Origin of the sequence: Bifidobacterium vansinderenii (assembly GCF_002234915.1) — a bacterium.
Lineage (GTDB): Bacteria > Actinomycetota > Actinomycetes > Actinomycetales > Bifidobacteriaceae > Galliscardovia > Galliscardovia vansinderenii.
The window spans coordinates 13573-30640 of the sequence record NZ_NEWD01000027.1; the positions used below are offsets into that span (position 1 = coordinate 13573).

At 60.2% G+C, this 17068-nt stretch carries 30 protein-coding genes; 1 reads left to right on the top strand and 29 read right to left on the bottom strand.

The genetic code is table 11. From position 1 onward, the window contains the following. Positions 1–9: 9 nt before the first annotated feature. From Tam10B_RS09350 to Tam10B_RS09480, 29 genes are all read right to left on the bottom strand, one after another. Positions 10–1623: a hypothetical protein gene (locus Tam10B_RS09350; protein ID WP_093960982.1), complete on the bottom strand. Its 1614-nt coding sequence runs from the start codon at positions 1621–1623 to the stop codon at positions 10–12. Positions 1624–1636: 13 nt separating this feature from the next. Beyond that, on the bottom strand, positions 1637–1933 hold the full coding sequence (locus Tam10B_RS09355) for a hypothetical protein (RefSeq protein WP_093960983.1): 297 nt from the start codon (positions 1931–1933) through the stop codon (positions 1637–1639). Positions 1934–2451: 518 nt separating this feature from the next. Further along, positions 2452–2904, bottom strand: a complete 453-nt coding sequence (locus tag Tam10B_RS09360; RefSeq protein WP_093960984.1) for a hypothetical protein — start codon at positions 2902–2904, stop codon at positions 2452–2454. 35 nt (positions 2905–2939) lie between these two features. Beyond that, entirely contained in the window at positions 2940–3371 is a 432-nt protein-coding gene (locus tag Tam10B_RS09365) for a hypothetical protein (RefSeq protein WP_093960985.1), read from the bottom strand. An 8-nt stretch (positions 3372–3379) separates the two neighbouring features. After that, complete coding sequence (locus tag Tam10B_RS09370) at positions 3380–3595, bottom strand: hypothetical protein (RefSeq protein WP_093960986.1); 216 nt, start codon at positions 3593–3595, stop codon at positions 3380–3382. A 13-nt stretch (positions 3596–3608) separates the two neighbouring features. Further along, positions 3609–5288: a hypothetical protein gene (locus Tam10B_RS09375; protein ID WP_093960987.1), complete on the bottom strand. Its 1680-nt coding sequence runs from the start codon at positions 5286–5288 to the stop codon at positions 3609–3611. A gap of 17 nt (positions 5289–5305) precedes the next feature. Beyond that, positions 5306–6283: a collagen-like triple helix repeat-containing protein gene (locus Tam10B_RS09380; RefSeq protein ID WP_143248624.1), complete on the bottom strand. Its 978-nt coding sequence runs from the start codon at positions 6281–6283 to the stop codon at positions 5306–5308. 156 nt (positions 6284–6439) lie between these two features. Next, positions 6440–7096 carry a hypothetical protein gene (locus tag Tam10B_RS13605; RefSeq protein ID WP_233133682.1) on the bottom strand — a complete coding sequence of 219 codons (657 nt, stop codon included), beginning with the start codon at positions 7094–7096 and terminating at the stop codon, positions 6440–6442. Positions 7097–7335: 239 nt separating this feature from the next. Continuing rightward, entirely contained in the window at positions 7336–7539 is a 204-nt protein-coding gene (locus tag Tam10B_RS09390) for a hypothetical protein (protein ID WP_093960989.1), read from the bottom strand. Further along, the gene (locus Tam10B_RS09395) at positions 7536–7853 is read right to left on the bottom strand and encodes a hypothetical protein (RefSeq protein ID WP_093960990.1); all 318 of its coding nucleotides are present in this window, start codon (positions 7851–7853) and stop codon (positions 7536–7538) included. The genes Tam10B_RS09390 and Tam10B_RS09395 overlap by 4 nt, the downstream gene beginning before the upstream one ends. Beyond that, complete coding sequence (locus Tam10B_RS09400) at positions 7850–8119, bottom strand: hypothetical protein (RefSeq protein ID WP_093960991.1); 270 nt, start codon at positions 8117–8119, stop codon at positions 7850–7852. Before Tam10B_RS09400 ends, Tam10B_RS09395 begins: the two co-directional genes overlap by 4 nt. Further along, on the bottom strand, positions 8083–8262 hold the full coding sequence (locus Tam10B_RS09405) for a hypothetical protein (protein WP_093960992.1): 180 nt from the start codon (positions 8260–8262) through the stop codon (positions 8083–8085). The genes Tam10B_RS09400 and Tam10B_RS09405 overlap by 37 nt, the downstream gene beginning before the upstream one ends. Continuing rightward, positions 8259–8426, bottom strand: a complete 168-nt coding sequence (locus tag Tam10B_RS13290; RefSeq protein WP_158214189.1) for a hypothetical protein — start codon at positions 8424–8426, stop codon at positions 8259–8261. The genes Tam10B_RS09405 and Tam10B_RS13290 overlap by 4 nt, the downstream gene beginning before the upstream one ends. Beyond that, the gene (locus Tam10B_RS09410; RefSeq protein WP_093960993.1) at positions 8423–8761 is read right to left on the bottom strand and encodes a hypothetical protein; all 339 of its coding nucleotides are present in this window, start codon (positions 8759–8761) and stop codon (positions 8423–8425) included. The genes Tam10B_RS13290 and Tam10B_RS09410 overlap by 4 nt, the downstream gene beginning before the upstream one ends. Further along, on the bottom strand, positions 8758–8913 hold the full coding sequence (locus tag Tam10B_RS13025) for a DUF433 domain-containing protein (protein ID WP_143248625.1): 156 nt from the start codon (positions 8911–8913) through the stop codon (positions 8758–8760). Before Tam10B_RS13025 ends, Tam10B_RS09410 begins: the two co-directional genes overlap by 4 nt. Beyond that, on the bottom strand, positions 8910–9158 hold the full coding sequence (locus Tam10B_RS09415) for a hypothetical protein (protein WP_093960994.1): 249 nt from the start codon (positions 9156–9158) through the stop codon (positions 8910–8912). Before Tam10B_RS09415 ends, Tam10B_RS13025 begins: the two co-directional genes overlap by 4 nt. Continuing rightward, positions 9155–9361, bottom strand: a complete 207-nt coding sequence (locus tag Tam10B_RS09420) for a hypothetical protein (RefSeq protein ID WP_093960995.1) — start codon at positions 9359–9361, stop codon at positions 9155–9157. The genes Tam10B_RS09415 and Tam10B_RS09420 overlap by 4 nt, the downstream gene beginning before the upstream one ends. A 231-nt stretch (positions 9362–9592) precedes the next feature. Continuing rightward, complete coding sequence (locus tag Tam10B_RS09430; RefSeq protein ID WP_093960997.1) at positions 9593–10867, bottom strand: hypothetical protein; 1275 nt, start codon at positions 10865–10867, stop codon at positions 9593–9595. A gap of 181 nt (positions 10868–11048) precedes the next feature. Beyond that, complete coding sequence (locus Tam10B_RS09435; protein ID WP_093960998.1) at positions 11049–11558, bottom strand: hypothetical protein; 510 nt, start codon at positions 11556–11558, stop codon at positions 11049–11051. A gap of 13 nt (positions 11559–11571) precedes the next feature. After that, entirely contained in the window at positions 11572–11715 is a 144-nt protein-coding gene (locus Tam10B_RS13295; protein WP_158214190.1) for a hypothetical protein, read from the bottom strand. Next, on the bottom strand, positions 11708–12328 hold the full coding sequence (locus Tam10B_RS09440; protein ID WP_093960999.1) for a DUF2321 domain-containing protein: 621 nt from the start codon (positions 12326–12328) through the stop codon (positions 11708–11710). Before Tam10B_RS09440 ends, Tam10B_RS13295 begins: the two co-directional genes overlap by 8 nt. Before the next feature lie 9 nt (positions 12329–12337). Beyond that, positions 12338–12748, bottom strand: a complete 411-nt coding sequence (locus Tam10B_RS09445) for a single-stranded DNA-binding protein (protein ID WP_093961000.1) — start codon at positions 12746–12748, stop codon at positions 12338–12340. Beyond that, positions 12748–13818 (bottom strand): recombinase RecT, encoded by a 1071-nt coding sequence (locus tag Tam10B_RS09450; RefSeq protein WP_093961001.1) that lies wholly within the window; start codon positions 13816–13818, stop codon positions 12748–12750. Before Tam10B_RS09450 ends, Tam10B_RS09445 begins: the two co-directional genes overlap by 1 nt. Positions 13819–13821: 3 nt before the next feature. Continuing rightward, positions 13822–14823, bottom strand: coding sequence for a YqaJ viral recombinase family nuclease (locus Tam10B_RS09455; RefSeq protein WP_093961002.1), 1002 nt, complete (start codon positions 14821–14823; stop codon positions 13822–13824). Continuing rightward, entirely contained in the window at positions 14817–15257 is a 441-nt protein-coding gene (locus Tam10B_RS09460; RefSeq protein ID WP_093961003.1) for a hypothetical protein, read from the bottom strand. The genes Tam10B_RS09455 and Tam10B_RS09460 overlap by 7 nt, the downstream gene beginning before the upstream one ends. Positions 15258–15304: 47 nt before the next feature. Beyond that, complete coding sequence (locus Tam10B_RS09465) at positions 15305–15592, bottom strand: hypothetical protein (RefSeq protein WP_093961004.1); 288 nt, start codon at positions 15590–15592, stop codon at positions 15305–15307. Beyond that, positions 15589–15795: a helix-turn-helix domain-containing protein gene (locus tag Tam10B_RS13300; RefSeq protein ID WP_158214191.1), complete on the bottom strand. Its 207-nt coding sequence runs from the start codon at positions 15793–15795 to the stop codon at positions 15589–15591. Before Tam10B_RS13300 ends, Tam10B_RS09465 begins: the two co-directional genes overlap by 4 nt. Before the next feature lie 365 nt (positions 15796–16160). Further along, positions 16161–16427 carry a hypothetical protein gene (locus Tam10B_RS09475; protein WP_093961006.1) on the bottom strand — a complete coding sequence of 89 codons (267 nt, stop codon included), beginning with the start codon at positions 16425–16427 and terminating at the stop codon, positions 16161–16163. A gap of 1 nt (position 16428) precedes the next feature. Further along, complete coding sequence (locus Tam10B_RS09480) at positions 16429–16707, bottom strand: helix-turn-helix domain-containing protein (protein WP_093961007.1); 279 nt, start codon at positions 16705–16707, stop codon at positions 16429–16431. Between the two features lie 140 nt (positions 16708–16847). Between Tam10B_RS09480 and Tam10B_RS13035 the strand changes: the two genes are divergently transcribed. Next, the coding region (locus Tam10B_RS13035) for a hypothetical protein (RefSeq protein ID WP_143248627.1) at positions 16848–17068 on the top strand (221 nt) is incomplete at its 3' end.

The following is a 17068-nucleotide window of genomic DNA, read 5'->3' on the forward strand; positions in this document are numbered from 1 at the left end:
GTTCACCTCCTAGACCATGAGCAATCCCGTGGAACGCCCGGCATACGCGCTTGGATACAGTTTCGACGACTGACGTCCTTCGTTCTCCGCGAGCCACAACGCCATACCCAATGCGATGAGCGGCGCCGCGTCGACCAGACTTTTCTGCCTGTCCAAACCCCACGCGCCATCACCCAGCTTTCTCGTCGCGCTCATCTTCGCCGCATCATCCAACACGGGAGACGGACGATGGAACAATTTCAACGAATCCGACTTCGCACCCGGCTCGCACGCCGACACCGCGTCCCACATGCGGCCAAACGACGCGGCCACATCCGGACCGGTCACCGGGACAGTCTCCACATTCGGCAGATTATGCAGCAGCTCGGCAACCGAGCTGACCGGCGCTCCCCTGCCCTGGAATGCCACACGATAGTGCTTCGCGGGACGCTCACGGAACCAGCGGATCAGCCAATCGATACCCGGACGGCGGGCCACGATCTCACCATGCCAGTTCCCGTCATCACGCTTCGAGACCACGGCGATCGTGGAATACCCGCGATCGGCACTCGTATCCACTCCCCAATAGGTCGGGGCCCCTTCGGCGCGGTGCGAGTCCGGATCCACGCCGGCCAGCCACGCCGGCTGCGGGAACGGCGGCTCCACGTCCGCCGTCACCCACTGGCAGAGATACTCGGTCCGATAGCCGGCCTCGGTCATGCCCTGAATCTTCGACCGCACCGACGCAACCGACTTGCCACCGAACCCAATCGACGGATTGGATTGGCGGATCGCCGCCTCATCATCCAACGCGCACCCATCCGGCGCCGACCATTCAAACAATCCCGTGTCACACATCTCAGGACGCTGCAGGGCATACTCAGCCGGGGTCATCAATCCGGCACCGACATTCTGCTCGAACTCATCGATCTGCGTCAACGCCGCGTCACGCTGCTTCTGCAACACGACCGAAGTGGCATCGCCGGCATTCGACAGGCAGACCAGCATGCCACTCCAGAACGATGACGTGGTCGGTTCGACCGCGTTCCAACCGTCGAACGTCTTCTGCTCACGCAACTCATCCATCAGCACACGCGCCGCCGGCTTACCACGAGCCGACTTGACCGCACGGATCTCGTAGGAGGCAAGATTGTCGGCGGTGATGTGCTCCTTGCCATTCGTAAAGCTGATCGGCAGCGTATGCTCCTGCAACGCGGGAATCACCAGCTGCTGCTCGGCCATGCTCCGCGGCAGAGGATTGCACCAGGTAACCACACGATCCCACGGTTCACGAGCATTATCCAGCGACTGGGAGACGCCGACGATCAGAAACTCGACGGGGGGAACCCGATCCGGGTGGCGGCGGGAATCAACGTGCAGCCACCAGTCAGCCAAAACCGCGCCCAGCGTGGTCTTGCCATTCTGACGCGCGACGAGAATGATGACCTTGCTGAACCGGTAGGAGCCATCCTCCCGCAACTCGAGCATGTGAATCAGCAGCCAACGCTGCCACGGACGCAACGACACATGCAGCACATGCTCCGCGTAATCGATGACCTCATAGCCGAGGCTTGATTCCTCGGACAGTTCGCGAAGCGGCTTGGTCCACAGGCGCGGCTCAGTGCAACCGTGTAATTCCACCACGTCGCCCCTCCGATCATGCCTTCCGCCTGCTCAGAAATTCTTCGAAATCATTTCGTGGTGCAACCGACTCCGTGGGGGTCGATTGCGCCGACGACGTGTTTTTCTGAATGTCGAAACCAAGCTGAGCGCACGTCGAATTGAACGTACGCCACACGTTGTAAGACACGTCACCATGTTCCGCATCGATTAGGTCAGCCTGATACCGGATGGAGCACAGCATGGCCGCGTTCGCGTCGAGATCCAGACGGCCAGCCTTTTTCGCGGCCCTGATGGAACGCTCCACCGCACCGCGCAACCGTCCAAACGCCATGACGAATCACCCCCATTCCTTCTAAAACCAAGGTTTCCAACGCCTCAAAAGTTCGAAAACGTTGAAATCAAGCCGTTCCCCGGCCATACCACTGGTATTCCGAACATGACGGGGAGAGAGGAAGACTGCCGGCGCCAGTCTTCCGTCGATCCGGTGTCAACATTTCGACCGCCCTTACCCGGTTACCATTGTTCGCTTGGTTGTCCGATTTGGTTGTTGTTGAGGGCCTTGTTTTGCCGGCTTCTGTTGCAGCTGCAGTGGCTGGGGAGGATGTGGGCCGGGTCTTCGCCGTATTGTGGCGCGACGCTGAGTGGCGGATCGTGGTCGGGTTCCCATGCGTCTGGGGTTTGTGGTGCTGCGTGGTAGTCGATTGGTTGTCCGCAGATGTGGCATGGAGCGTTCGATCGCATGTCTCTGTTGAGGCAGTAGGGTTTGACCGTCTCGCGCCAGTGTCTGGTGCTCCTGCCCCAGCCGTGGGGGTAGCCGGGAATGTCAGCCATCCACCATGACCTCCCCTCTTAGTTGCTGGACGCGGGAAGCGTCGGCAGCGGCCAGAGGTTCGCGGCTAGGCCGCTATCCCAACTGCCCCCCCCCGAAGCGTCCGTCACGTCCGGGCGTTCCCAATCCGACACCGTGTCATCCAACTCCAACTGGGGTCGGAGCGTCGCGTCGATCGGCTTGCTCACACCGTTCATCTGCACGCGCAGCTGGAACAGGGTCACACCGTCAGGGATGACGTACGCCGTGCCCTTGGGCATGGCCTCGCTCTTCTGCGTCGTGTCGTTCCACACGCTCAGATACACGTCATACCCGTCAGGGATGGTGCCCGGCGAGTAGATCACCGTGTCACCCGGCTTCAACCCGAGGTCGGTGAGCTTCTGATCCCACCTGACCCCGGACCACGGTTTGCCCGCAGTACCCGACACATGCAGCTCACCCAGATCGGTGACCGTGACGGTCAGACCATTCACAGTGACCGGACCATACCTCAGCAGGTTGCGGCTAGCTACGCACGCCCCCCCCCGAGGTAATCCGTCGTGTCGGGCTTCTCCCACTCGGTCGCGGTTGCCCCTTCCTCGACCTGCACCTTCAGGTCGAAATCCATGGGCTCGGGCGTGGCGAGTGTGGTCTGCACGCGCAACTGGACGCTTGTCGCGTCGGCGGGAACGGTCTTCGACTGCGAGCCGGACAGGTACTCCACGGTACCGTCCTTGTCGTAGATGTCGAACACCACGTTAAGGCCGGGGCTCGTGCCCGACACGCTGCTGCTGATCCGCAGCGTCCTGCCCGCGAACACGGTCAACTCCTGCGGCCAGCGGATACCACCCCACTGGGCAGTCGGCGTACCACTGATATGCAGAGACCCATCAGTATTGACGGTAGCGGTGAGCCCGTTTCCGGTGGCGGGACCGTAGCGGAGCAAGTTACGGCTCTTCACCTGCTCCGTTAGGCTAAAAAACCCGCGGCGTCACCCTTCGTCAGGAGTTCGTTGACCTTGGCGATCACGTCCGCCAGTGACGCGTTGTCGGCGAGCGGGGTGATGTCCTCGGCGCGTTTGACCACGCCGGCCGTGGCCGTGGTCGCCGCCGCGACGGTGGGCGTATCCCCTTTCGGGCCTTTAAGCGTGCCCAACGGCTTCCATGCCAGTGCTGGATCAGCCATGATGATTACCTCCTCACTGCAGTGCAACGTCGGCGATGTACAGGACGCTGCCCTTGGGCAGTTGGATCCGATACTTGTACGGGACGCCGCTCTTGTGGGCATAGCCGACCGACACGCTCTGATAGCCCGCGTTGAGGGTCGGGGTCTGCGTGACGGTCTCCCCGTCCGCGAACGTCATGCCGATGGTGGGCTTCGGCGCAGTGTCGCCGTCATGCTGACTGTCGATGACGAACCCGTGCGGCATGACGTGCCCGGCGAGGCTGAAAGACTCCATGTAGGAGTCGTCCGCGTCGAACGAGCAGGCCACGTAGTCCGTGTTGTTGAACTTCTTGGTCGCGCCGATGGTGACCTTGTTCAGCGTGGGAAACGCGCTCTTGACCGTCGCGTCAGGCGTGTCCTTCTTCGTGTTGGCCCGGTTGCCCAGGAAGTTCATAACCGGCATCGACGCCTTGCGCTTCTGCGCCCAGGGCATGTAGAACACGCCGGAGCCCTGCAGGGTGCAGGACTCGTCGATGTCCACATATTCGGTCGCCGCCTGGATCCACTTGCTGTCGCCCTCGAGGAACGTGCAGGATCGGAACACGCCGTTGGACACGTTGAGGAACCATGTCTGTTCGATATGGCAGCCGATGTACTGGGGCGGCCAGTAGTTCGTGTTCTGCGCGAACCCCCACTTGCCCCAGTCGTAGTTCTGCGGATTGTAGATCTGCGAGGACACGAAATCCATGCGACATCCCATGAACACGTATTCGCCGGCGAGCTGGTACGACTCGTTCATCTTTTTGCTCATGAAGGCGACGCCCCACTGGCCCTGGCTGAAATTGCAGTCCAGGAACAGTAAATGTTCGCCGAAGTTTCCGCCCGTGTAGGAGCTCGGCGCCTCACCGACGTGCACGACGTTCAGATTGAAGTGGCAGTGATTCCACGTCAGGCAGTAGGTGTCGCGTTGCTTGAGCAGGCACCCGTAGGCGAGCTGCTCGAACACGCAGTTGTCGAACCTGGTCTGTTCGATGTTCAGGCTCGGCCATTTGGTCTCGTCGGGATGCTGCAACTCCCACTGGTAGGACGGCTGCAGGTAGATGCCCGCGCCGACCGCGTTCCAGTCGAGATAGTCCGAGGACCTGTTGCCGTTAAGATTGCCCATGATGCGGAAAGAGCCGAACGCGCCCGATATCAGCGTCCAGTAATTGAAATGGTCGCTGCGACCATCGGAGTAGACGATGATGGTGGGGTTGCCGATCTCCTTGCCGATCGTGTCCGAGCCGACGGAATCGTTCCTGATGAAGTTGCCCTGCGCGCCGTTGTTGAGGAACGTGACCTCGCCGATGGGCACGATCATGTCCATCGAGTTAATGAAGATCGGCGAGTCCACCAGATACGTGCCACTCGTGATGAGGATGACGTAATGCTGCACGGCCTTGACCGTGGTCTTCGCGTCATCGGCCCAGCCGATCGAGCGTTCCAGTCTCTTGTTGACCGCCGTGCTGATGTCGGTCTTGCCGGTCGTGTCGAGGCCGAGTTCGCTGACCAAGTCGATGAACTCGTAGTGGTCGGCGATGGCGGTGAAGTCGGGGGCGCCCCCAGTGCCGGATCCGCCGGAGCCGGGGTCGCCTTTTTCTCCCTTGGGACCGGTGTCGCCCTTGGGCCCCTTGAGGGTGCCGAGCAGCTTCCATGCCAGAGTCTGATCAGGCATACGCTAATCCTCCCCTCTCAGGCCGTCTGCACGGCGTAGTAGTTGCCGGTGGCGGTATCAATGTAGATGTCGCCGGCCTGCGCGTTCGACACGTCCGTTGGCGCGCCGGTTCCGGTGGTGATGGTGTTGCCTCGTGCGCCGGCCGGACCGGGATCACCCGTCTTGCCGGTGGGGCCCGTGGGGCCAAGATCACCCTTCGCGCCGGGGTCGCCCTTGTCGCCCTTGGCTCCGGCGGGGATGCCGAGGGCGAGCACGCCCTTGTTGAGCACGACGGTGGGCGTCGCGCCCGCGGCCAGCGTCGTGACGGTGGCGCTGGTCACACCAGCCGGGCCAGTCGCACCGGTGTCGCCCTTGGGGCCCTTGAACTGTGTGCCGGTTTCGGGGAACGCGGTGCCACTCCACACGTACAGGAGGCCGTCGTCCTCCGCGAGATACGCCTTGCCGGCGTCGGCGGCGGTGAGATTCTTGGGCAGGTTGGCCTTGGTGGCCACGCTGCCGGCGATCTCGATGCCCTTGCCATCCTCGCCCTTCGCGCCCGGATCGCCCTTCGGCCCCTTCAGGCTGTAGTTGGCGATCGCGTTGCTCACATGCACGGTGTTCGCGGCGAGGGCGGTCACCGAGTAGGCGTCGCCCGCATTGTCGATGATGATGTCACCGACCAGAATGCTGTCGTTCGGCGTGATCGCCGACTTGGCGACATCCGTGTTCGACAGGACATCCACGTTCGCGACGCGGAACGATCGGCCGGGATCTCCCTTCGGACCGGGCTCGCCCTGCTCACCCTGCTCGCCCGGGTCGCCCTTGGGGCCCGGATCACCCTTTTCTCCCTTCGGACCGGGAGTACCGGCGCCACCGCCACCGCCAGCGGTGATGTCGACGGGATTGCCGTCGGCGTCGACGAATTGCACCTGGTCGATAAACTGCCTGACCGGCTTGTTGTCAGGGTCGTTGACTGGATGGACGTACCGGAGATTATGTTTTGTTTGTTTGGCCATGCCTACTCCCCTGTAGCCTGTGTTTGGGCATAAAAAACCACCCTTCCGGGTGGTTATGAACAGAAAAAATGGTTATGGGCTCATGCCCGGATATGCGAAAGCCTCGGTGATACGTGGTATCCCGAGGCTTGCATAGTGATGACGTTCGTCATTATATCACGGGGTGGATTCACCCTTTGTTTGCAACGATTCCGCGAGAGTGAGTATTTCGTGGACATTGAATTCCCAGTAGCCGTCTTCTACTCGTTTGCTGGATGGAAGTTGGCCGCGGTTGATCCATGTGCTGATGGTCTTGCGGTTGACTTTCAGCCCGTATTCGTCCTGCAGCCATTTCGAGCATTCCGCTGGTGTCATGGTTTTGTGGAGTCGGTTGACGAGTTGTCGGCTGTCGTGTCGGATGATGGTGAGGTCGAGTAGGTGGCCGCATTTGCAGATTTTCCATTCGTCTTTTGGTGCTGCGTTGATGGGTCGGTTGCAGTGTGGGCATTGGCCGATCAGGTGTTGTTTGCGTGGGATTCGGTCGGTGATGGGTTGGATTCGGAGCAGGGTGCTGGCGCATGCTTCGAGGTAGTGGCCGGCGCGTGATGCTTTGCACAGGTCGGGTATGTGTTTGGGGATCCAGCGGAGGATGCGTTGCCATCGGGGGCGGGATTCGATGCCGGTTTCGTTGAGCATGTCCTGCAGGAGCTGTTCCGCATCGTCAAGCATGTCGATGGCGGTCATGTTGACTGGGATGGGTGCGAATCCGTCCGTGGTGCCGTGGCCTTCGGTGATTTTGTAGTCGTGGTGGGCGATGGCCTGGAGCCGGAGCATGGTTTGGCTGAGTTGGTGGAGTGTTCTAGCGTATTGTTTCCTGCATGTGGGGCAGAGGGTCCATGGTGGTGTGACTGGTGTGCCGCAATGCTGGCATGACATGGTGGTGGCCTCCGAACCGTTCGTGTATGATGATGGTTTGGCTGGGTTTCTTCCATTCATCTTGCATCTTGCTCAGTGATCCGGCTGCTGGTTCCACGGTTTTCTGACTCTATTTGCCCGTGGAACCAGCTTTTTTGTTATCCGATGAGGGGCATGATCTTATCGGCGATGCTGTAGGAGATGAGCAGGACCATTGCCACGACCGCCCATCCCGTGAGCGTGATGATGATTGCAAGCATCATGTCTATGAGACCTTCGCTTTTGCTGACGAGCAGCCATATTGGTACGCCGAATCCGAGGACGATCGTGATGGCGATGCCGATGGTGAGCAGGGCGATCATGATTCCTCCGGTTGACTGTTGTCGTATGGGTTGGTCGGCGCGTGGTAGGCGCCTAGATGGTCTGGGCCGACCATGCCGGCCGGTGTGTGCGCGTCATAGCCTTCTCGCCATGCCCTGGCCATGTTCGTCTGCAATTGCTTGTCGATGTTTCCTAGGGTTTTTGCGATATATTCCATGGTTTCTGCGATGTGAATGATGGAGGCGGACATCACGTACATGGCATCGTCGGTGAATGTCGTGGTGAAACTTTCGTCTAAGAGATCTGCATAGTCGTTCCGAATCTTGTCCAGCAGGAGGTCTGTTGTAGCGCTCATTGGTTTTCCTTGCCGATGTAGGGGTTTTCGTTGATGGGGTCGATGCGGACTGAGTCGGCGGCGGCTTTTACCGCGTTCATGCCGTATATGGTGCCGAGCGTCCATGCTTGGGCCATGGCGGCCCGGTCGTGGCGTTTGAGCCATTGGAGGAACTGTCGGGTGCGCTCGTCGATGTCGTCGGGGTCCGATGCGAACGCGCGGGCGTAGTCGTGGATGATGTCGTCGGTGGTTAAAACGTGGTGTGGTTCGGTCGTGTAGATTCCCATGATTTTCTTTGCTTTCTGGTGGTGAACGGATTCCAGTCGAATTCTCGGTGCAGGATGACCATGCATGCGGTCGTGGTGAGCATGAGCAGTGCGAGGAACAGGGCGACCGCAAGCAGGATGAGCAGGAAGCCGCCGACGCTCATCCGAGCTCCTCCTCCTTGTCGTCGTGTACAGGCCTGCCGCTCGGGAACAGGCGCGGCTCGTCCGCGGTGTCGGAATAGTCGCGTGGGTGGAATTCGATGCTGACGCTTGCGCCCTGGCTGATGGCTTTGCCGATGATCGTGCCGAGTTCGTTGGGATTCATCATGCTTGGTTCTCCTGTTCCGCCCGGATTTGGGCTTCGATGCGTTTGTAGCTTTTGCATTGCCGGTATTGGTTGAGTGCGGTCATGAGGATTGGCTGGTTTTCTGGATGCAGGTACGCGGTTCTTTGGCTGGATTCCTCGCCGACTCGAATCGTGTATGGTTCCAGATTCTGCCCGTATCTGCGGCGCAATGCTTCGAGGCACATGCGTCCGAAGGTTTGGGCTTCGGCGGCGCGTAGGGGTCGGCCGAGCTGGTGGGCGAGCCATTCGTTGGCGAGTATCACGTCGCCGATCCTGCCGGGTGGGACCGGCTTGCCTTTCGTGATCTGCCGGCTCATTGCCGCTCCTTCTTTTCGGATTCGCGGATGATGGCCTCGACGTGCTGTCGGGTGAGGGTCGGTACGTATGGCATGATTTCGTCGATCGAGTATCCGTTCTGCACCCATCGGAGGATCTTGGCCTTGGTGGATTTTTTCACTTGGTTGGTCATATGCGCTCCTTGAGGACGTTGATGGATCGGAGGGTGAGTCCGAGCGTGTTTGACTGGGTCGGAGCGCCGATCAGGATGATGGGGATTTGGAAGTCCTGGTCGGTCATGATGGTCATGGGTCCGATGTGGTGGATGGTCAGGTGGCTGTCGATGACGCTGCCTGTCCATGTGCGAGCGATGAATCGTCGTCCGTCGAGTTGGTCGGCGGTCAGGGGCTTCCAGTTGATGGATTCGCTGACGTTCATTGGATCTCGATTCTGGTGTGTGGTGCGCGGCTGGTGAACTTGGGATCGTTGGTTTTGCAGGGGTATACGCGGCTGGTGCTTTCGTATCGCATGTCACCCGCTGTCATCCATTTGCCGTTTTCGCGGATGAGTTGGGCGGTGTCGTCGGCGATGATCCAGAGGTCGCCGAATGCGTCGATGTAGAGTCCGTCACGCATCGTCATCAGGGTCTCCTTGGAGTTGGTTGAGGGTCCAGTCGAGGGCTGTCATCCAGCCGGAGATGTATCCGAGGACGCATGCTTCGGCCGGGGTTTGGTTGGTTAGGTGGAGTTGTTGCATGGCCTGTATGGCGAGGTCGCGTAGCCATGCTGGTGTGTCTAGTGGGTTCATTCGTGTTCTTTCCTGTTGTGCTTGCATGCCTCAAATCTTCACGTAGTGACGTCGCCAAGCGTTTTTTATGGCACTCCGGTAGAAGTACTAGGGTGCGTGTCTTTCGGCGTCTTGGTGGCCTGTTTTTCGCGTTCCTTGAGTTTGGTGCCGCGGCGCCACAGCTTGTACCACTCGTCCGGGTAGCGAGCACGCGCCAATGCCTGCGCCTTCTCGGGCAGTTCCAGGGCGGCGAGCTGGCATTCCTCGTCCCGCCAGTTGCGGCACAGGTAGTCCACGTCGCTCATGTTCCGCTCATGCCGCTTCGCCTCGGCTTCGGCCTTCGGATCCGGCGGCATGGGCTCGGACGCCCAGTCGATCTCCCAGTAGGGGCGCTTGCCGGACGGTCCGCCGCCGCGCACGTAGGTCGCGAACTCCGTCACATACCGCGGCTCCGACTGATGCTCGACGTACGCGCGGCAGCGATCAACGAACCAGTCGACGATGTCCGGCTGCTGGCCGGCGACGCGCAGGATCGCGTCCGACTGCAGGATGATGCCCGGCTCATACGAGCGGCCGCGGAACTTCACCGCCGGGTAGAACTCGCGTACCCGGCGGACGATCTCCTGCGCCTGCTCGAAGCTGATCGCGTGATCGGCCGTGTTCTCCCGGATGGCCTCGGTCTCCTGCTCCTCCTCGCCGGCCCCCTCGACGGAGGGGGTTTGGGGGAGGATATTTGATTCTTGGTTATTGGTTATTGGTTCTTGGTTCTTGGTTAAACAGTCCCGTGGGGACACTGGCGGGACATCGGAATTGTCCCCGGGGGACATCGTGGGGACATTTGAATTGTCCCCACGGGACACGTCGGGGACATCGGCGGGACATTCAGGGGACACTGGCGGGACATCGGAATTGTCCCCGGGGGACATCGTGGGGACATTTGAATTGTCCCCACGGGACACGTCGGGGACATCGGCGGGACATTCAGGGGACACTGGCGGGACATCGGAATTGTCCCGCGCCTCGCGCTGGCGGCGCTTCTTGTTCCGCTCGCGTTCGGCCGTGTTTTCCACCTGTTCCCTGCTGGACTGATGCACGAGATAGTCGTGGATCCGGTAGGCGCCGTCGTCCATGGCATCGAGCATGCCGCAGGCCACCAGGTCGTCGATGTCCTGCATCTCGGCATCACACTGGAACATGAGGTCGTCCTCGCTGATCAGTCCGTCCGTGAGACGGTCGGAGCAGTAGGAGATGGCGCATACGTACACGGCGATGGCGCACGGATTGCGGCGCATGAGCTTGCGAACCTTGGTGTTCGCGTAGAAGCCATTGCTCAGGCGGGCGTAGCCCTTCCTATCGGCCATGCCATGTTCCTTTCCTCATGCGGTGGATCATCAGTCTCAGGTACGGGTCCAGTCTGACGGCGTCCTCGATGCTGAACGCCGGTTTGGCTGGTTTTACCGTTTTCGTTCTGGTGGGTTTGGTTGGTTTGTCGGCCCACGGGGTTCGTGAGCCGACATAGGATTTCGGCGTGCGCGGCATGATCTACTCCGGGCCGAGCGGCAGGCCATGGTTGAACAGTGTGAACGCGTCGCTGCAGGGCATGCCGATGAGGCCGAGCCTGCTCATGTGCGGTGTACTCCATTCCGCGTACCGGTAGCGGCCTGCGCATCCCTCCTGCAGTCTCCACACGTCGGGTTCCCGCAGGATGGCGAGCTGGTCGCCTCCACGCCGCCAGTCACGGTCGGTCACCCGGTCGCGTTTTTTGATGAGCACCGGCCATGGGCTGTCGTTGTTGTCGGCCTCGATCATGGCCTCCTGGAATTCGGCCCACACGTTGCGCGGCGTTCCGGTCCGCGAATTGGCGGTGTTCTTGCATTCGATCGTGACCTTGTCGCCTGCGTAGTAGAGGTTGACGATGTCGCCGATGTCCTTCGCGCCGTGCAGGCGGGAGCGTTTGATGCGTTCGTCTTGGAATGCCCATTGGAGCCAGAGTTCCATCTGGTGCTCCAGTTGTCTGCCGGCCTGTTTGGCGCTGGCCCTGCTGCGTGTCATTGTCCCGCTCCCTTTATGGTTCGAGTCCGTATTCGTCGTAGGCGTGGTCGCGCCAGTAGGGGCATCGGCCGAGCGAGTCCAACAGGCTGCCGCAGTCGGGACACACGTCGTCGTCCATGTCGTCCGGCGTCTCGTTCACGAGTCTCCAATCAGTCATCGTGGTCCTCCCCCGCTTCGATCTGCAGCGTGTCAAAGCTCGGCTGCTGGGTGGGGAACGCGTGTTCGATGGATTCGAGGGTTTCCTCGACGGTGAATTCGTCCGTGCAGGAGAGTGATTTGCCGGTGAATTTGAATCGTTGGCCACAGGAGCGGCACCAGTATGGTGCCGGCGTGTTCTTCAGGAGTCGTTTGATCTCCTCGATGTCGGTCATGCCTTCCACGCAGCCGAAGATCGCGGCGCCGCAGCGCTGGCATTTCGACCATGGGGGTCGTTTCACGACGGGTTTCATCGGGGCGAACAGTTTTTTGAGCGCAGTTTCGGTCGGGCCGAACACGAGCGGCCACTGGTCGATGATCCGCTGCCAGCGTTCGCTGGGGTGATCCTCGAAATCGTCGCGGAACGTGTCGAGTTCCTCCATGCCGTTGAACACGTAGCGGCCGGCCATCCACAGCATGCATGCGAGCACGCTGTCGGGATAGTCGCTGTTGAGTCGGACGCGGACGGTGAGTCTGGTGTCGAACGAGAGTCCGGATTCGATCTCGCTGACCGTGAGGTTCACATGCGGGTTCACGGACAACAGGGTCCATGGGCTTTTCGGCTTGTCTGCCATGATCTCCTCCTAGAATGCGTAGTCGCCGTTGTTGTCGGCCGCCCATGGGTCGCCGCCACCGGCTTGCTGTGCGGGTGCCGGCTGACCCTGCTGCTGTTGTTTGTTGATGAATCCGAGGGCCTGCGCATAGCAGCGGAGACTGCTGCGCTCCGCACCCTGCTTGTCGGTCCAGAAACGCTGCGACAACAGGACGTAGACGAGGACTCGGACGCCCTTGTGCACGTACGGGAGCTGCTTGGCGGCGCCGGGCGCGCATTCCACGTCGATCCACATCGTGCCCTGGTCAACCCACTGGTGCGTGTTGTCGAAATAGCCCTGGGATACGGCGACGCTGAACGTGGTCACGCTGCTGCCGTTGTTGAAGGTTCTCGTCTGGGGTTCGCCGCCCACGTTGCCCTGGAAGCAGATGTTGACGGCCATTACTCACCGTCCTTTGCGGTGTCGGGTGCGCCGTGCTGGAAATCGTCGAGTACCTTGTCGATCTCGGCCTCGCTCATGTCCGTGAACGCGGTGACTGTGCGGTTGATGATCTTGGAGACGGTCTGGCATGCCTCCTGCTCCGACGCGACGCCGAGGGCTTTGAACCGGTTGATCAGGTCGAACAGTTTCGCCTCACGCTGATCGGTCGGCGCCTGCTCCTCCGGCTCCGGCTCAGGTTCCGGCTCGTTGGCGGGCGTGGTGTCAACGACGGTGGTCATGGCGTCGGTGATCTGCGGGGTGAGCACATCGGAGTAGTCGGGCGTGGTCTCGTCCACGGTGGTGGCGGCCTTGGCTTCGACGCTGACCGGCAGGTACTTGAAGCTACGACGGATCAGGGTCTTCAATCCCATTTCCACGAAGTTCGTGGCCCATGGGCCGCTGATCGCGTTGCCGCGGCGCTTGGAGCGTGGCGCGTACCTGTCTCGGTAGGCTTCGAGATCCTTGCGGCTCATGTAGGCGGCGTAGGTGCCGCCGTTGGGCAGGTCGATGCTGAGGAACACGAACTTGAGCTTGTCGGGCGAATGATCGGCGTCGAGGTTGATCTCGTCCGGGCATTCGATATAGGGCGTGCCTTTCGCATCCATCTTGAGTTTCACGCCGTCGTCCTCGTAGACGGCGACCGGCTGCGCGTAGATACCGCTGTTTTCGAGCAGCTTGAGCATGCCCTTGTAGCCGATCACGAATGTCGCGTCGGGCTGGCCTCCCTGATGGTTCTTGTTGCCGTATGGGAGGATGTACGCCTGTCCGAGACCGTCCACGTTCGACGGTTTGAGGCCGAGGGCGGCGCACTGCATGAAGCAGGAGAGCACGCTTACCGGCGTGCAGTTACGCAACGCGGGTTCACGGTTGATCGAGCTGATGCAGTACTGCAGGAGCATGTCGGGCTTGAGATTACCGCCGATGACGCGCTGGATCTGCGGCCATGATGCGCGCACCATGTCCCTGATGTCACGTTCCGCGGTATTGGCGGTCATCTGCCGGCCCTGCGTGGCCTGTGTGAGCTGTCCCATAAGTTAGTTCTCCTTGAGTTGTTTGACGTAGAAGCGACGCTGGTCGTATGCGGGTTTCGCCGGCCGCGCCGCCTGTTCCTTGAAATGCACGGTCCGGTAGCCGACCTGCCATTTCGGTGAGATCAGACCCTCGCGCTGGCCGCCGACGAGCTGTTTCAACCGGTCGGCGATCCTCGCTTTGGATTTGCGGGCGTCCGATTCGGCCTGCGCGTAGCTCTCGTAGAGGGCGCTCAGCTGGTCGAAATCAGAGTCCTCGATCTGTTCGAATCCCTCCGGGTAGGGCTGTTCCGCCTGGACTCGGTCCACGTCCGTACCGGTGAGCTGGGGCATCTCATCGTTCTGGACGAAATGCCAGAATTCCTCGGCGGCGTTGATGACGGTCTGCACATCCTGCTCGTCACGCTCGAACCGGATCTCCACAGGCTCGCTCTCGCCGATGTCCGCGTAGACCCACCCCCATGTGAAGCCGGTGACTGCAAGATAATGAGTCACCTGCGCCATGTAGTAGTCCGGGATTACGAGGTTGCCCTGCTGGTCATGCCAGTGGAGTTTCCCTCGGTATTCGTTCGCGGTCTTGATTTCCAACACTCCGTACGAATCGGTCTTGGGGTCGTAGAGCAGTCCGTCGAGGCTCGCATGCATGCAGGGGTGCTCCTTGGATACAAGGCTTTTGTCGCTGCCGTCCACTGTCTCGAGTTCGCCGGCATGGATCCTCTTGAACCGGTTGCGCAGCTCCGGTTCAAGGGCGTTGCCCTTGACGATGGACCACTTGTCCGAAATATCGTCTGGCGTGCGACGACCGGTCTTCTCCTCCCAGAGTCGGGCCGGGGTCTCGAATGTGTTCAACCCGAGAATCGTCGACATGTCACTCCCGCCGACGCCCTTCGTGCGGAATTTCAGCCACTCGGCCTCACGGCTCTTCTTGGTGGTGCCTGAGCCGCGGAACGAGTGGACATCGAACATGCCCGACTGTTTCGCGGCCTGTTTGAACGTGACCCTTACCACATCGGCTCCTCATCGGATGAGTACGGGTTGACGAACCGTTCCACGGCTTCCTGGAACTTGTCGTCGTCCTCCTTGCTGAGGCAGTCGAGTTCCCATAGCTGTTCGCGTGCGGCGGCGAGCTTGGTGATGATCTCGAACACCTGCTTGACGTACGCCCAGTCGACGCCGGCGTTGATCATGTGCTGGAGCACGTCCATGTAATGGCCGATCATGCTGGTGAGATCACGGTAGGCCATGATCTGCGTGTGCAGGAGCGTGTCCTCCCAACCCGCACCCTTACCCGCACCGCGTTCGGGTTCAGGGTTCAGGTTCGGTCCATCTTCCGAGGTTTCCCCAAGCTCCGTGAATTTATTGAGGAATTCATCCGCTGATTCACGGAATTCCGGAGGCAGATCATTGGCCTTCGCTATGAAAATCGCAGCTTTTTTCGTCATCGAATTTTCTCCTTTATTTTTCTGCTTGTTTTTTGTTAAATCCGTGGTTATATTTCGTCGCCTTTCCATGCCCAGATTCCTGCGAATCCGAGGAATGCGGTGATGCCGATCGCGTATGCCTCCCATGGCTGGTAGCCGTGCATGTAGAGCCATACCGACCAGATGATGCCGGCGAGGGCGAGGAGTGCGAGGAGTCCGCCGAGCAGGATGACGAGCAGGTAACCGATGCGGGTGAGGATCCGCCCGTAGCGCGTCCACCGGGTGAGCCTGTAGTTAGCCGAGCCTTTCTTGGTCGGTGGTTTCGGCGGGTTCAGGGGTGCGAACTGCGTGCTCATCGACGGCCTCCCCTCTGCGGTTTGACGTCGCCCAGATATTCGTGGATGCTTTGGACGCTGATGAGGATGGTGCGGCTTCCGCGCTGCTGGCGGGCGCGGATGGATCCGCTGCGGATGAGACTGTCGAGGGTTTCGACGCTGACGCTGAGGAGTCGTGCGGCCTCGGGCCGTTTGACCGCGAGGGGTTCCATTGGTTGACTCATGGTGGTATCCTCCTGATTGGTGTTTGATTTCACTGCCCCCGCTGCAATCGGGGGCTTTTCTTTTTTGCATTGCTGCGTGCCTGCGCCCGGATTCGAACCGGGCCCATTCCGATGCGAAGAAAGGGAAACCATCGGACTGGGTGCCGTCACGTCGTGGAGCAAACCGATCCGAAACCACGACGCGCCCGCAGGCTAGGCGGCCATCCGCCGGCACCCTTGTCCCCAAAATTTGCAGGTGGTCCAAGAGATCAAGACAATGCCGGTTTCAGGCCATATCCCCCATCGGATCCACGCCGGTATGTGACATGCGAGTTTTTTGAGACGTGGACACGGGTAGTGTCATACGATCCAACGGGGAAGAATCATTATTCGGTTGTGGACTGGCGGACGTCGGAGCGGGTGACGTTCCCGAGACTGTCACCGTCAATGGCGTCCTTGGCTTTCAGGGCTCGGAGGACTGCCTCCGCCATCATTGCGGACACGTCGCGGATGTCGTCCGGGATGTCGGGTTTTACGGAGACCAAGGCATTGCTCTCCGGTCCGGCCGAGTGCAACTTGCCACCGGCTATGGGATACTGCCAGTCCGGATCATCCTCGAAATGGCAGGCGAAGGTGAAAATGATGTCGCTCATGTCACGCCGCCTTCTCCGCGGTGAGAGCCGATTTGCTGGCCTTCTGCTCCGCCTTCTCGATTTCCAGAGCAAAGCTCAGAAGCGAGAAGCCATCACCCATCCCGAGGAATTTGGCCACTCGGTCTAGTTCATCGATGCTCCACGGGGTTTCCAAGGAGTTTCGGCGAACTATATATCGGCGGGACACCCCGAGGAACTGCGCTAGTTCTTGGTCAGTCTTGCCTAAAGTGGTGAGCCTGACATTTACCGCCTTAGCGACGATGTCTGATGTGCGAGTCATTAAAAAGTCCTTTCATGCGTCTCATATGAGATGCTTTCTGATTATCAGAATACTCGGATTGAAAATTCTGTCAATCTCATATGAGACGCTCGGCGTGTCGCCTATTTATTCCAGCGTCTCAAATGAGATACAATCGAGACATGGTTAGAAATGAACAGCTGCCGCCAGTAAGCGGCACGGCAAGAGCGATAGCAACCTTCATCAAGGCCGACGCTGAGCAAAAGGACGTGTCGATAGCCGATCTCGCACGAGCTCTGGGCAAGGCAAGGTCCTATGCGTCAATCCGGTACAACGGACTGAAAACATGGAGCTTCGACGACGTGGATTCGATAGCGCCGATTCTGGGCTATCCAGATGGAAT